Here is a 13,681-nt window from a genome sequence, read left to right on the forward strand (position 1 = left end):
GGCCTCCTCCTATGACTGGCGTGGGGCGCGGAACGCAAGTGTCTTTGTTTCCAGGTACTGCTCGAATCCCTCGAGGCCGCACTGGCGGCCGACGCCGCTGTCCTTGTAACCCCCGAACGGGGCATCGGCGCCGTAGAACATTCCGCCGTTGACACCGACCGAGCCGGTGCGGATCCGGCGCGCGACAGCGGTGCCACGCTCCACGGACCCCGACAGCACCGCGCCGGCGAGCCCGTAGACGCTGTCGTTGGCGATGCGGACGGCTTCGTCGTCATCGCGGAACGGGAGCACCACCAGCACGGGCCCGAAGATCTCCTGCTGAGCGATCGCGGACCGGGGGTCGGCACCGATGATCACCGTGGGTGCGACGAAATACCCACCGGCGAGGTGCTCCGGCAGACCGTCGACATCGCCTCCGCCGACGACGATTTCGGCGCCGTCACGACGAGCCTGGGCGCACGCGTCGAGCACCCGCTGCTTCTGCGTGGCGCTGACGAGCGGGCCGACGAATGTGCTCGGCAGCGCCGGGTCACCGACCGGCACCGACTGGAAGGCCGCGGTGATCGCGGCCAGTGCCTCCGGGTAGCGCGATTCATGGATCACCAACCGCGTGGTGAGCGCGCAGGCCTGCCCGGCATGCACGCATACCCCGACCGCTCCACCGACGATGTGCGCCGGGTTGGCATCGTCGAGCACGATCAGCGCCGACTTGCCGCCCAGTTCCAGGAATGTGCGCTTCATGGTGTCGGCACCGTCACGCATCAACTGCTTGCCTACCGCGGTAGATCCGGTGAACGACACCATGTCCACCCGCGGGTCGGTGGCCAGCAGTCCCGCGACACCGTTGTCGGGGGTGGGCACCACGGCCAGGACACCGGGCGGGACGTCGGTGTGCTCGGCGACCAGCCTGCCGATGCGGGTGGCGTTCCACGGGGTGTTGGGATCGGGTTTGAGGACGACGGTGTTGCCGGCCGCCAGCGCGGGGCCGAGCTTGTTGAGGATGACCTCGATCGGGTAGTTCGACGGGGTGATCGCCGCGACCACGCCGACCGGCTCCTTGACGACGGTGCGGACGTTGCGATCGCCGAAGAGACCCCCGCCGTCCAGCGTTCGCTCCCAGCCGAATTCGTCGATCAGCCGGGACGGGTAGCGCAGCGAGTCGGTCAGCGACCACTCCAATTGAGCGTCGCCCGTCGACATCACCGGGCACCCGACCTCCGCGACGAGTTCCTCGCGCAGGTCTTCCTTCTCGGACTCCAGGGCGGCCTGTAGCTGGGCCAGGCACCGCTTGCGCAGCGGGCGGTTGGTAGACCAGTCGGTGTCGTCGAAAGCCCGCCTGGCCGCTGCGATGGCGCGGTCCATATCGGCGGGCCCGGCGGCGGCAGTCGCCCCCAACACCCGTCCGGTCGCAGGACTGACGTTGTCGAACTCGGCGCCGTCGGCCGCCGCAGCGAGTTGCCCGTCGATGAGCATCCGGGTTTCGGCCCGCTGTGCCGCCCGCAGCCCGAGCTCCACGCTCGCTCCCTGCTCACACACTTCAGACACCACCTTCCGCTCTGGGATGGTCAACGGTAAACGTTACAGTAGCCGCCTGGAGGGGTGTTGAGCCCATTCCTCGACCCGCCGAGTCCGGGGTGTGAGAATGTGGTTACCACGGTCGGGCGAGAGGAATGATCTTGATCAAGGTGATGGACGGCATCCGGGTATTGGAGGTCGCGCAGTTCACGTTCGTTCCGGCGGCCGGGGCGATCCTGGCGGACTGGGGCGCCGACGTCATCAAGGTCGAGCACCCGGTCCGCGGCGACACTCAGCGCGGCTTCATCAACATGGGTGGTTTTCAGCTCGACCCGAACCGGCACCCGCTGATCGAACATCCCAACCGCGGCAAGCGCAGCGTCGGCATCGACGTTTCCACGCCGGACGGCCAGGAGGTGCTCTACGAGATCGCCAAGACCGCCGACGTCTTTCTGACCAACTACATGCCGCAGGCCCGGCAGAAGAACAGGTTCGACGTCGAGCACATCCGCGCGGTCAACCCGAACATCATCTACGCCCGCGGCAGCGCGTATGGCGACAAGGGACCCGAGCGCCTGGTCGGCGGCTTCGACGGCACCGCGTTCTGGACACGCAGTGGCGTCGGCCACGCGCTCACCCCGGAGGAGCTCGGAGGCGCTCTGCCGCAGGGCATTCCGGCGTTCGGTGATTCGATCGGCGGGATGAACATCGCCGGCGGCATCTCCGCTGCGCTGTTCCATCGGGAGCGGACGGGCGAGGCGGTGGAGATCGACGTGTCGCTGCTGAGCACCGCGTGGTGGGCGGCCGGCGCAAGCGTCACCCAGGGCATGGAGACCGGCGAGACCATGCGGTCGCTGATGCCGGGCTCCATGACATCGGTCAATCCGTTCATGGCCAACTACCTGACCTCCGACGGCGGCACGATCAACCTGTGCATCGTCAGCCCGACCGGCTACATCCGCGACACCTGGGAACATCTCGGCTTGGCAGAACTCGCCGACGACCCCCGGTTCTCCGACGTGATGCCGCTGATCCAGAACGCCGAAGAGGGTGTCCGGCTCATCACCGAGGCCATCGCCGCCAAGCCGTTCGAGTACTGGCGTCAGCACCTCAAGACGATGAAGGGCCAGTGGGCGCCGTTCCAGAGTCTGGTCGATCTGGCTACCGACGAGCAGGCGATCGCCAACGACATGATCGTCGAGGTGGAGGCCGCTGATGGCGGGGCACCGTTCAAGGTGGTGCGCGGGCCGGTCCAGTTCAATCATGAAGCGCTGCAAACCACCCGCGCCCCGCAGGCCAGTGAGCACACCGAGATCGTGCTGATGGAGATCGGCATCGACTGGGACCGCATCGAGGCGCTCAAGGAGTCCGGCGCGATCGCTTAGGTGTCGACTCGCTCGACGCGAACCGGGACGCCGGTCAGCCAGGCCATCCCCGCCAGCGACTCGACGTCTTCGGGCTCGCTCGACGTCAACCGGTTGACGTTGGACCCGCCTGCGCGATTCGCCAGTTTCCAGGTACCGGTGCCGGTGTGCCCCCAGCCGTGCGGAACGGCGATCACTCCGGCCATCAAGTCCTTGGTGGTCATCACCTCGACGGTGATCTGGCCGTACGGCGACGATACCCGCACCACGTCGCCGTCAGCGATGCCGTGTTCGGCTGCGTCGTCGACTCCGATGAGTGCCCGGTGACCCCGCTGGCCTCGCATCAGCAGGGGCGCATTGTGCATCCACGAGTTCTCCGACCGCGGCTCGCGCATCCCGATCATCCGCAGTGGATAGCCCTCGGGATGTCCACTGCTGCCGAGCTTCTCGACCTCGGCGCCGATAGCGGAATGATTCAGCCGGACCCGGCGGGACAGATAGGCCACCGAGTTGCGCAGCGCACCGGTGCGGATATGCGGTGCCACCACCACACCGTGCGGATGGTCCTCGATCAACCGGCGATGGGTCAGCCCGCCGCGACGCAAGCCGAACAGGTCACCGCCCTGTGACAATCGGATCAGCGCGTCGATCATGATCCGCGGCTGGAGGTTCACCCCGAAGCGGCCCAGTACTTTTCGGGCAGTCGTGAACACCGCGAAGGCCGGTATGCCGGGGGCCAGCCGGGCCATCAGATCGGCAATGATGTCCCATTCCGGCCGGGCCTGTCCTGCCGGGGCGACCACAGCGTCGGTGGCCTGCCGAAACGGCGTGGCCTGGAAGGCCTGGAAGGTGTACGGGAAGTCGTCGCGTTCGTACATCGTGGTCACCGGCAGGATGTAGTCAAACCTGCCGGTCGTCTCGGTGACGTAAAAGTCAAGGGCGACAGACAATTCCAGGGAGTCGAAAGCCGACTCGAGTTCGTCGCCGTTGGGCACCGACAGGACCGGGTTGCCCGCCGAGACGAACATCGCCCTGATCTGGCGGTCGCCCGGCGTCATGATCTCCTTGGCCATCAGCGCGGCCGGTTCCATCGCGACGGCGATGGGGATCCCCCCGATCCGCGACCGATTGCGATACGAGCGGCGCATCGCAAGACCCATCATCGTGGCCTGCCAGCGTCCACCGACGGTCTCCATCGAGCTGAACACCGATCCGCCGGGCGCATCGAGGTTTCCCGCAACAAGATTCACCGCATCGATCAGATAGGTGGTCAGTGTGCCGTAGCGACCGACGCACGTCCCGAGCCTGCCGTAGACGGCCGCCCGCGGTTCGCGCACCAGATCCCGGGCGAGGGACCGGACACTGTCGGCATCGATGCCGGTGTGCGCCGCGGTGACCTCCGGGGTGAACGGCGCGCACAGCGACTGCAGCCAGTCGAGGCCGTCGGCCTGTGCGTTCACCCGTGCGGTGTCGACGAGGCGCTCGGCGAACATCACCTGCAGAAGCGACAACAGCAGGAACGAATCGGCGTCGGGCACGATGGGCAACCACTCGAAGGCCGCCGCCGTCTCGGTGCGGCGCGGGTCGACCACGACGACACGCCCGCCCTTCTTGACGATGTCGTGCATTCGATCTTTGATCCGCGGCGCGGTCAGGAAGCTGCCATGGGAGACAACGGGATTCGCGCCCATCATGACCAGAAGGTCGGTTCGGGTCAGATCCGGGATCGGCACCGACGTCGGAGACCCGTACAACATCTGGCTGGCGATCAGCCTGCTGTTGGTGTCCTGCGATGACGCCGTGAAGTAGTGGCCGCCGCGGCCGAGGCCCTTGATGAACCCCAAGGCCGCGAAGGTGTGCGCATAGCTGAAAGCACCGGGGTTGCCCATGTACCAGCCGACCGCCCCCGCCCCGTGGGCGTTCAGGATTCGCGTCAACCGGGCGGCGATATCGGACAGCGCCTCGTCCCAGCTCACGGGTTCGTAGCCAGCCCGGCTTTTGCGAAGCGGTGTCGTGACCCGGTCCGGATCGTTCTGCACCTCGGTGAACGCGATGCCCTTCTGGCAGGCGAAACCGGCCGAGAGCGGATGGTCCTTGTCCGGGCGCAGTGCCGTCAACCGGCCGTCCTCGACGGTGGCCACCATGCCGCACAGCGGTTCGCAGATGCGGCAGAAGGTGGTCTTGTGCTCGATCGTGGAAGCCACGTAGGACACGATACTGTAAGTGTTACAGTTCCTGCGCGTCTCCGCGGATCCCGAGAGGAAGACCATCGATGAACGATGTCGCCATCATCGGCGTCGGCCTGCACCCCTTCGGCCGGTTCGAGGGTAAGTCCGCGATGCAGATGGGTGTCGACGCGATCTTCGCCGCCGTCGCCGACGCCGGCATCGAATGGAAGGACGTGCAGTTCGCCACCGGCGGCAGCTGGACCGTCGCCAACCCGGACGCCATCGTCGGCATGGTCGGGTTGACCGGGATCCCGTTCACCAACGTCTTCAACGCCTGCGCCACAGCGGCCAGCGCCGCCAAGGCGTGTGCCGACGGAATCCGGCTGGGCGACTACGACATCGGCATCGCGATCGGTCTGGACAAGCACCCGCGCGGCGCCTTCACCGAGGATCCCGCGCTGGTCGGGATGCCGCGCTGGTATGCCGAGAACGGCCAGTACCTCACCACGCAGTTCTTCGGCATGAAGGCCAACCGCTACCTGCACGACCACGGTATCTCCCAGTCCACCCTGGCCAGGGTGGCCGCCAAGAACTTTCGTAACGGCGCACTGAACCCGAATGCGTTCCGCCGCAAGCCGATCCCCGAAGACCAGATCCTCAATTCGACGATGCTGAACTACCCGCTGACCCAGTACATGTTCTGCGCGCCCGACGAGGGCGCCGCGGCGGTGGTGATGTGCCGGGCCGACATCGCGCACCGCTACACCGCCAAGCCGGTGTACCTCAAGGCCGTCGAGATCCGCACCCGAACCTACGGCGCCTACGAGGTCAACACGACCTTCGGCCCCGTCGACGAGGTGCCCGCACCGACGGTGTTCGCCGCCCGCGCCGCGTTCGAAAAATCCGGTGTGTCACCACACGACGTCGACGTGATCCAGCTACAGGACACCGATGCCGGCGCGGAGATCATCCACATGGCCGAGTGCGGGTTCTGCCCGGACGGCGACCAGGAGCGGCTGCTGGCCGACGGCGCGACCGAGATCAACGGCTCCATGCCGATCAACACCGACGGCGGGCTGATCGCCAACGGCGAGCCGATCGGCGCGTCCGGGCTGCGGCAGATCCACGAGATCGTCCGTCAGTTGCGCGGCGAGGCGGGCGACCGGCAGGTTCCCGGTCAGCCGAAGGTCGGTTTCACCCAGCTCTACGGCGCACCGGGGACCGCGGCAGCGACCATCCTGACGCGGTAGACCCATGGGCGTTCTCGACGGGGTGCGGGTGCTGGACTACGGCAGGTTCATCGCCGCGCCCTGGTGCAGCGCGCTGCTGGCCGACATGGGCGCCGACGTCCTGCGCGTCGAGAAGCGGGAAGGCGGCGAGGACCGCTGGGTGCAGTCGGTCACGAGCGGAGGTGAAGGCGGCACCTTCCTGCAGTGCAACCGGAACAAGCGCTCCTTGACACTGGACTCGACGACGCCGGAGGGCGCCGACATCACCCGCCGGTTGGTGGCCCGCTCCGACATCGTGATCGCCAACATGCCCGCAGCAGGCATGCGGGCCAGCGGGCTCGACTACGAGTCCCTGCGTGCTGTCAAGCCCGACATCATCCTGGCCAGCGCAACGGCATACGGCGAGGGTGGCCCCTACAGCGATCGGATCGGATTCGACGGGGCGGGTCAGGTGATGTCCGGCGCCGTCTACCGCCAGGGGCTCCCGGAGCTGCCGATCCGAACGGTGGTCCCCCAGGCCGACTTCGGCACCGCCCTCACCTTGACCATCGGCGTGATGATGGCGCTCTACCACCGCAGCCAGACCGGGGAGGGCCAGCACGTGGAAGGCGCGCTGCTGCCCACGGCGTTGATGCTGTCCAACGCCTTCCTCATCGAACGTGAGCTGCTCGGCGTCGACAAACCCCGCGCCGCCAACCGCGGCACCTCGGTCGCACCGTGCGATCTGTACGAAGTCACCGACGGCTGGGTGCTGCTCCAGGTCGCCGGCCGGCCGATGTTCAAGCGGTGGTGCCGGCTGATCGGCCGCGAGGATCTGTTCGACGATCCGCGCTTCGCCGACGACGACTCCCGATGGCGGCACGGGGACGTCCTCAACGATCTGATGCAGCAGTGGTGTTCGGGCAAGACGAAAGCCGAAGTGCTCGCAGCGCTCGAAGCTGCGAAACTGCCGGCGGCGCCCCTGAATTCGCCGCAAGAGGTGCTCGACGATCCGCACGTCGAGGCGATGGGCTACCTCAAACGGGTGCCGTTCCCTGGTGCGGCCAAACCGGTGCCGCTCATCGAGACGCCGTTTCGCCTCTCGGCGACACCCGGCTCGATCCGGCGGCGCGCCCCGCTGCTCGGCGAGCACACCGACGAGGTGCTGGCCGAGATCGGTTACGGCGCCGACGAGATCGCTCAACTGCGGGGCAATCGCATCGTCTAGGCACTTGACATCGAACATATGTTCGAATACTGTGACGACATGAACGCCGCCACCGCGGAACTCATCCGGATCGCCGAGGAACTGCGCGACCTGGAGCTCGATGGTGCTGACGTGATCGAGGAACTACGGGCGGTTCTGGCGGTACGCCATCTCGCCGACCACCGTGCCGCGATGCTGGCCAACGTTCTGGCGGGTCTTGATATCGCGGCTCGTGGCGGCCGACGGCCGCGAGAAGTCCTGATGTCGTTGGGGTGCGCACCATCAGTGGCCGCGCGGCTGCTCCGTGTCGGGGCAGCTGCTGAGGCGTTGCCAGTGGCGATGGCCCACGCTGCCGACGGGGCGTTGTCCGGTGAACATGTGGATGCAGTCGTGAAGGGCGTCAACCATATACAGGTACGGGCGGCGAAGCCGGTTGATGAGGACACCCGGTATCAGCATCAAGTCGATCTCTTGAGTCAAGCCTTATCTGGCGCCACTCCGGCCGAGATCGGGGATCGGGCAAGAAAATTGGGCAACCAGATCGCCGGGGAGAAGGGCGGGCTACCGGCGGCGGAGGACCGCTCGATTAACGAAATGCACTGTGTCAAGACTTGCGACGGGCGTTGGCGGGTGCGGGGAGATCTGGATGCCGAAGTAGGGGTGAAACTCGCCGCCGCCCTGGAGGAAGGGTCAGCGCCACGCCCTGAGCCAGATGGCACACCCGATTTGCGGAGTGCTGAGCGACGCCGCGCCGACGCCCTGGAAGCGGTACTCGACACCGCCTCACGCGCCGGTGACAGCGCATCACCGCCCCGCACGCAGTTGTTGCTGACCGTACCCGCCGACACCCCTGATGCCGCCGAGTTGGAATTCATGGGACCGATCAGCCTTGCCAGCCTGAGCCGGTTGTCCTGCGATACCAGCGTGACCACGATAATCGTTGACGGCCAACAGGTTCCCCTCGAAATGGGACATGACAAACGTCTGTTCCCGGCGCATCTGCGTAAAGCGCTATATCTGCGTGATCGGTGTTGCATCAAGTGCGGTGCTCCCGCCAGCAGGACCCATTGCCATCACATTCAGCACTGGATCCACCACGGTGAAACGAGCCTGAACAACGGCTGTCTGCTCTGCCCAGGCTGTCACGCCGATATCCACCACAACGGCTGGGACGTCATCCTCGGCTACGACAAACACCCCTGGCTCATCCCGCCCGCAACGGTCGACCCACAGCGAAGTCCACTACCCGCATACAACCGACGCACCATGCATCTCGACGCCGCGGCCTAGCGGTCAGCACTGAAAAACGTCTTGCAGCTTGATAACTCCACAGTGGCACCACCATCGCCAACGTCGCCCAGTACTGAAAACCGGTGGCCTCACCGGCTGGTCAGGCGAGCACCCTTACCGGCACATTGCTCCATCCTGCGACGTTCTGCATGTTGACCCGGCGGCACCCGTCGAAGTCCACCTCATATTTGGGCATGAAGTCGAGCATCTTCTCCAGTGCGATCGTGCTCTCCAGGCGGGCCAGGGCCGCGCCCAGGCAGCTATGAATTCCGTAGCCCAGCCCCAGATTCTGGGCCTCGGTGCGATCCCGCTCGATGTCGAATCGGTCCGGGTCGGTCCACGCCAGCGGGTCGCGGTTCGCGGACCCCCCGACCAGGAAGACGGGCTTGGCCGCCGGAATAGTGGCGCCGTGCAGAGTCACCTCCCGCAGCGAGCAGCGTACGTTGTACTGCGCCGGGGCCTCGTAGCGCAACAGCTCCTCGACGGCCAACGGTATCTTGCTGCGGTCACTCTGCAGCAAGTCCCACTGGTCCGGATTCTGCGCGAAAACCACCGCCGCGTTGCCGATCAGCTTGGTCACGGTCTCCGCGCCGGCACCACCCAATAGCGTTGCGAATTCCGTGATTTCAATATTGTCCAGCGGCTCCATCCGCCCGTCATCACGTTCGATCTCGGCACAGATCAGCTTGCTCAACAGGTCGTCGCCCAAGTTCCCGCGCCGCTTCTTGGTCAGCCGGAAGTAGTAGATCGCCATGTCGACGGCGGCCTTCTGGCCGGCTTCGGTCATCTCGACGTCACCGCTCTCGCGGTGCAGCAGTTCGTCGATCCACAACCGGACTTGTTGGCGGTCTTCGGCGGGGACGCCCTGCATGCCGGTCATCACGTCGACCGGGAACAGCGCCGAAAAGTCCTGCACGAAGTCGAATCCGGCAGGGTCGACGGCCGCGAGATGCTTGTCGACCAGCTCGATGACCAGGGCCCGCTGCGCTTCGATCGCCCGCGGCGTAAACACCTGGTTGAGCAGGCTGCGCATCCGCCGGTGCGCAGGCGGATCCATCGCGATGATCGACCCGTGCTTGGTGACCTCACCCTTGCGTACCTGACCGAGATCCACACCGTAAGCCGAGGAATAGGTCTCGAAGTCCTTGAACGCCGCGGCAACATCGTCGTGCCGGGTCAGCGCGTAGAAGTCGTATTCCTGGCTGTAATAAACCGGGGCCTCCTCACGCATCCGCCGGTACGTCTCGTAGGGGCTGAGGAAGAAGTCTTCCGAGAACGGGTCGAAGACGACGGTCATTTAGCTGCCGGGACTTTCGGTGGGAAGTAGTTCGGCTTGCCGAGCCCGAGCACGTGTTGGGCGATCATGTTGCGGAACACCTCGAGTGTGCCGCCGTAGATCCCGAACAGCGGCGCGAACCGGAAGGCATATTCGGAAGCACCGTTGTCGGCCGCCCCGTCGGTGTCCACCGGCAACACCGAGGCCGCTCCGGCGAGATCCATCAGGTCCGGTGCGATGTCGCGCATCGTCTGGGCCTGGGCCACCCGCCCGAAAATGCTTGGTGTGGAGAGGGATGCCTCCAGCCGCGCGGCACAGCGGCCGAGCCGGTAGGCGACGGCGCCGTCGTCGACCATCCGTCGTCCGGCGGCGTCGACCCGTCCGGCCCGGGCAGCAACGGCGTCGACGGCGGCGGCAAGAACGCCGGCCTGATGAGCCATGATCGACACGTCGGAGAGCCCATCTGCTTCCGTCGGCGCGGCCCCGTGTTCGGCGTCGAGCGGTCCGCGCAGCACCGTCCAGCCCCCGTTGGCTTCGCCGAGCAGATACTTCTCATCGACCCGAACGTCGGTGTAGTACACGATGTTCGTGCGGTCGCCGTCGACGGTTCGGATGCCCTGGATCTCGATGCCCGGAGTGTCCAGGGGAACCAGGAACATGCTCAGGCTCTTGTGTTTCGGCGCGGTCGGATCGCTGTTGGTCAGCAGGAACAAGTACTGGCAGTTGTGCGCGCCGGTGGTGAACATTTTCGAACCGTTGATCACCCACTGGTCACCGTCGCGGACGGCGCGGGTCTTGCAGGTGGCCACGTCCGAGCCACCCTCAGGTTCGGTGTAGCCCAGACACATTCGCGCGGTGCCGTCGAAGACCCGCGGCAGCACCTCGTCGACCAGCTCGGGCTTGCCGAACGCGGCGACCGCCCTCGCCACCATCACGGTGGTCCCCCACGTCACCCACGGCACATGCGCCCTGCGCCGTTCGAGATCCCAGATGCGGCGGCGGATTCGGCTGAACCCGCCGTCGGTGCCCGTCTTGAACTCGGCCTCCAGGTACCCGCGAGCACCGAGTGCCAGGTGCACCCCCTCGTCGAAGTTGTCCCCTGTCTGCCGGTCCCGCAGACGCACCTCGTCGGTGACGATGCCGGACAGGAATGACCGCAGGTCGCGCTGGAAGGCCGCGTCGTCGGCGCTCAGCTCGACTTCGGTGAAATCCATAGCAGCTCCTCAATACGGCGCGGCCAACACGGGTGGCTCGAGTGCGGCCGGGTCGGGGTTGGCCAGCGGCAGACCCATGAACCGCCGGGCGTTGTCGCCCATGAAGTCGTAGGTTCGGCGTTCGTCCATACCTTCGGCGTACTTCCAGAACCCGCGCGGCTCGGCCAGCCCCTCCGGGTGCGGATAGTCCGACCCGAACAGCACCCTGTCCCAGCCGACGGTGTTCACCACATCCGAGACGCTGCCCTCCCAGAACGGGCTGACCCAAATGTTGCGCCGGAATACGTCGTGCGGGTGCTCGGGGAAATTCTGCGGCATCTTCCTGTAGAGGTCGTCGAAATCGTTGAAGAGCTGGCCTATCCACGAACTGCCGTTCTCGACGCTCGCGATCCGCAGCCGCGGGAACCGCGTCAGAGTGCCGTGGCAGATCAGGCTGGTGATCATGTCGGCGATCTCGCGGTGGCCCAGCACCATCCACCGGAACGCACTCATCGCCATGAAGTTCTGGGTGTGCGGCGGCTCCCACTTGTTGACGTAGGAATCGAGCGGCGGGTAGCTGGCGTGCAACACGATCGGCAGGCCGGCAGCCTCGACATCACGCCAGAACGGATCGAATTCCGGTAGTGCCGGGGAACGCCAGCCGCGTACGCCGCGGACCGGTCCCGGTTTGATCAACGCCACTCTGGCCCCGTGGGACAGGATGTAGTCGAGTTCGGCTTGCGCGCCTGCGACTTCGGACAGATTGATGATCGGGGTGGAGAACAGCCGGTCGTCGTAGACGTAGGACCAGTGCTCGGCCATCCACTGGTTGAGGGCGTGGATGATCGCCAGCGTCAGCTCCGGATCGTCGGCCGACGAGTGCTCGACGAGGCTGGCCAGCGTCGGATAGTTCAGCGCCTGCACGACACCCTGGCGGTCAAGCTCGGCGATCCGGTCCGCCGGGTTCCTGGTGGCCGCCGGCGCTTCGATTGCCGGGCCTTGCATTTCGCGCAACGTCAGGCCTTCGGAATTCTCCCCTGCGAAGAACTTCTCGTGCGCGCCAGGGGCGGCGACCCGCTCGAACGTCGGGTTCGGGATGAAGTCGCTGACGTGAGAGTTGATGACCAGCCTGGTCTGCTTGCCCATCTGCGCGTACTGCACCGCATAGCGATACCGTTCGGGCAGATACCTGGTGAGCGCCTCGCGTTTTTCGTACATGTGCTGATCGGCGTCGAAGATCGGCACGTCGCGCCGCTGCGCTTCGGTCATGACACCTTCTTCGGTTGCGGTGCGTACGCGGGCTTGCCCAGCCCCAGCACGTACTGGCCGATCATGTTGCGGAAGACCTCCAGCGTGCCGCCGTAGATCCCGGACAGCGGCGCGAAGCGGTACACGTACTCCGACGCGCCGTCGTCGGCAGCGCCGTCGGTCTCCACCGGAAGCGTTGCGGCAGTACCGAGAATGTCCATCAGGTCCGGTGAGATGTCCCGCATGGTCTGCGCGATCGCGACCCGGCCGTAGAGACTCGGTGAACTCAGGGCGGCCTCCATCCGGGCCGTGCTGCGCCCAAGCCGGTAAGCCACCGATCCGTCGTCGACCGCACGGCGGCCGTTCGGGTCGGACCGGCCGACGGCGGCGGCCACCTTGTCGACGGCAGTAGCCATGAAGTTGGCCTGGTGCATCATGATCGACACATCGGCCAATCCGTCGGCTGCCGCGGCCACCGCCCCGTGCTCGACGTTGAGCGGTTCCCGCAAGACGGTCCAGCCGCCGTTGACCTCACCGAGTCGGTACCTGTCGTCGACGCGGACGTCGCTGTAGTACACGATGTTCGTCCGGTCACCGTCGACGGTACGCAGACCCTGGATCTCGATGCCCGGAAGGTTCAGCGGGACCAGGAACATGGTGAGGCTCTTGTGCTTCTGCGCATCGGGATCGGTGTTGGTGATCAGAAACACGTACTGGCAGTTGTGCGCGCCGGTGGTGAACATCTTGGAGCCATTGATAACCCACGTTGATCCATCCTTCACCGCGCGGGTTTTGCAGGTGGCGACATCCGAGCCGCCTTCGGGTTCGGTGTAGCCCAGACACAGCCGGATGTGCCCGCTGAAAACCCCCGGTAGCACTTCGGCTTTGAGCTCATCGGAACCGAATGTGTCGACCGAGTGTGCCACCATCGACGTCGTCCCCCAGGTGACCCACGGGACTGCGAACCGTCGCTTCTCGAGTTCCCAGATCCGCCGGCGCACCCGGGTGAAGCCGCCCTCGGATTCCGGCTTCCACTCGGCCTCGAGGTAGCCGGCCGCTCCGAGCGCCAGATGCACGCCCTCGTGGAAGTTGTCACCGGTCTCTCGGTCGTGCCGGATCACCTCGTCGGTGATGTGCGTCGTCAGGAAGTCGCGGACCTCGTCGAGGAACAGCTGGTCCTCGGCGGTCAGCTCTACGCGTGAGAAGTCCATG

The 13,681-nt window shown here is 66.0% G+C and carries 10 protein-coding genes; 4 read left to right on the forward strand and 6 right to left on the reverse strand.

The genetic code is table 11. The features are described from left to right. Window positions 1-9 precede the first annotated feature (9 nt). The gene (locus BST42_RS10730; RefSeq protein ID WP_110918567.1) at window positions 10-1,473 is read right to left on the reverse strand and encodes an aldehyde dehydrogenase family protein; all 1,464 of its coding nucleotides are present in this window, start codon (window positions 1,471-1,473) and stop codon (window positions 10-12) included. A gap of 215 nt (window positions 1,474-1,688) precedes the next feature. Here BST42_RS10730 and BST42_RS10735 point away from each other — a divergent pair, with 215 nt between their 5' ends. Then, complete coding sequence (locus BST42_RS10735) at window positions 1,689-2,900, forward strand: CaiB/BaiF CoA transferase family protein (RefSeq protein ID WP_083118868.1); 1,212 nt, start codon at window positions 1,689-1,691, stop codon at window positions 2,898-2,900. Here BST42_RS10735 and BST42_RS10740 read toward each other — a convergent pair. After that, entirely contained in the window at window positions 2,897-5,083 is a 2,187-nt protein-coding gene (locus BST42_RS10740) for a molybdopterin-containing oxidoreductase family protein (protein ID WP_237159358.1), read from the reverse strand. The two genes, BST42_RS10735 and BST42_RS10740, sit on opposite strands and share 4 nt — an antisense overlap. 68 nt (window positions 5,084-5,151) lie before the next feature. On the opposite strand from BST42_RS10740, the gene BST42_RS10745 reads away from it, so the two are divergent. Genes BST42_RS10745 through BST42_RS10755 form a run of 3 tightly spaced genes read left to right on the forward strand, consistent with a single transcriptional unit; the run spans window position 5,152 to window position 8,752 of the window. Then, window positions 5,152-6,297 (forward strand): thiolase family protein, encoded by a 1,146-nt coding sequence (locus BST42_RS10745; protein ID WP_083118566.1) that lies wholly within the window; start codon window positions 5,152-5,154, stop codon window positions 6,295-6,297. 4 nt (window positions 6,298-6,301) lie between these two features. Beyond that, the gene (locus tag BST42_RS10750; RefSeq protein WP_083118567.1) at window positions 6,302-7,483 is read left to right on the forward strand and encodes a CaiB/BaiF CoA transferase family protein; all 1,182 of its coding nucleotides are present in this window, start codon (window positions 6,302-6,304) and stop codon (window positions 7,481-7,483) included. Window positions 7,484-7,522: 39 nt separating this feature from the next. Continuing rightward, complete coding sequence (locus BST42_RS10755; RefSeq protein WP_083118869.1) at window positions 7,523-8,752, forward strand: HNH endonuclease; 1,230 nt, start codon at window positions 7,523-7,525, stop codon at window positions 8,750-8,752. Window positions 8,753-8,852: 100 nt separating this feature from the next. On the opposite strand, the gene BST42_RS10760 is transcribed toward BST42_RS10755, so the two are convergent. The 4 genes from BST42_RS10760 to BST42_RS10775 are packed head-to-tail and all read right to left on the reverse strand — an operon-like array spanning window position 8,853 to window position 13,680. Further along, window positions 8,853-10,049: a cytochrome P450 gene (locus BST42_RS10760; protein WP_083118568.1), complete on the reverse strand. Its 1,197-nt coding sequence runs from the start codon at window positions 10,047-10,049 to the stop codon at window positions 8,853-8,855. Continuing rightward, window positions 10,046-11,242: an acyl-CoA dehydrogenase family protein gene (locus tag BST42_RS10765; RefSeq protein WP_083118569.1), complete on the reverse strand. Its 1,197-nt coding sequence runs from the start codon at window positions 11,240-11,242 to the stop codon at window positions 10,046-10,048. The genes BST42_RS10760 and BST42_RS10765 overlap by 4 nt, the downstream gene beginning before the upstream one ends. A gap of 9 nt (window positions 11,243-11,251) precedes the next feature. Further along, window positions 11,252-12,490 carry an amidohydrolase family protein gene (locus BST42_RS10770; protein WP_083118570.1) on the reverse strand — a complete coding sequence of 413 codons (1,239 nt, stop codon included), beginning with the start codon at window positions 12,488-12,490 and terminating at the stop codon, window positions 11,252-11,254. Then, on the reverse strand, window positions 12,487-13,680 hold the full coding sequence (locus tag BST42_RS10775) for an acyl-CoA dehydrogenase family protein (protein WP_083118571.1): 1,194 nt from the start codon (window positions 13,678-13,680) through the stop codon (window positions 12,487-12,489). The genes BST42_RS10770 and BST42_RS10775 overlap by 4 nt, the downstream gene beginning before the upstream one ends. Window position 13,681 lies beyond the last annotated feature (1 nt).

Source organism: Mycolicibacterium rhodesiae (assembly GCF_002086695.1).
GTDB classification, from domain to species: domain Bacteria; phylum Actinomycetota; class Actinomycetes; order Mycobacteriales; family Mycobacteriaceae; genus Mycobacterium; species Mycobacterium rhodesiae.

What these genes read in the sequence shown, in the direction of transcription:
- BST42_RS10730 (WP_110918567.1), bottom strand. Translation starts at nt 1,473, where the DNA reads ATGCTCATCGACGGGCAACTCGCTGCGGCGGCCGACGGCGCCGAGTTC.
- BST42_RS10735 (WP_083118868.1), top strand. Translation starts at nt 1,689, where the DNA reads ATGGACGGCATCCGGGTATTGGAGGTCGCGCAGTTCACGTTCGTTCCG.
- BST42_RS10745 (WP_083118566.1), top strand. Translation starts at nt 5,152, where the DNA reads ATGAACGATGTCGCCATCATCGGCGTCGGCCTGCACCCCTTCGGCCGG.
- BST42_RS10750 (WP_083118567.1), top strand. Translation starts at nt 6,302, where the DNA reads ATGGGCGTTCTCGACGGGGTGCGGGTGCTGGACTACGGCAGGTTCATC.
- BST42_RS10755 (WP_083118869.1), top strand. Translation starts at nt 7,523, where the DNA reads ATGAACGCCGCCACCGCGGAACTCATCCGGATCGCCGAGGAACTGCGC.
- BST42_RS10760 (WP_083118568.1), bottom strand. Translation starts at nt 10,049, where the DNA reads ATGACCGTCGTCTTCGACCCGTTCTCGGAAGACTTCTTCCTCAGCCCC.
- BST42_RS10765 (WP_083118569.1), bottom strand. Translation starts at nt 11,242, where the DNA reads ATGGATTTCACCGAAGTCGAGCTGAGCGCCGACGACGCGGCCTTCCAG.
- BST42_RS10770 (WP_083118570.1), bottom strand. Translation starts at nt 12,490, where the DNA reads ATGACCGAAGCGCAGCGGCGCGACGTGCCGATCTTCGACGCCGATCAG.
- BST42_RS10775 (WP_083118571.1), bottom strand. Translation starts at nt 13,680, where the DNA reads ATGGACTTCTCACGCGTAGAGCTGACCGCCGAGGACCAGCTGTTCCTC.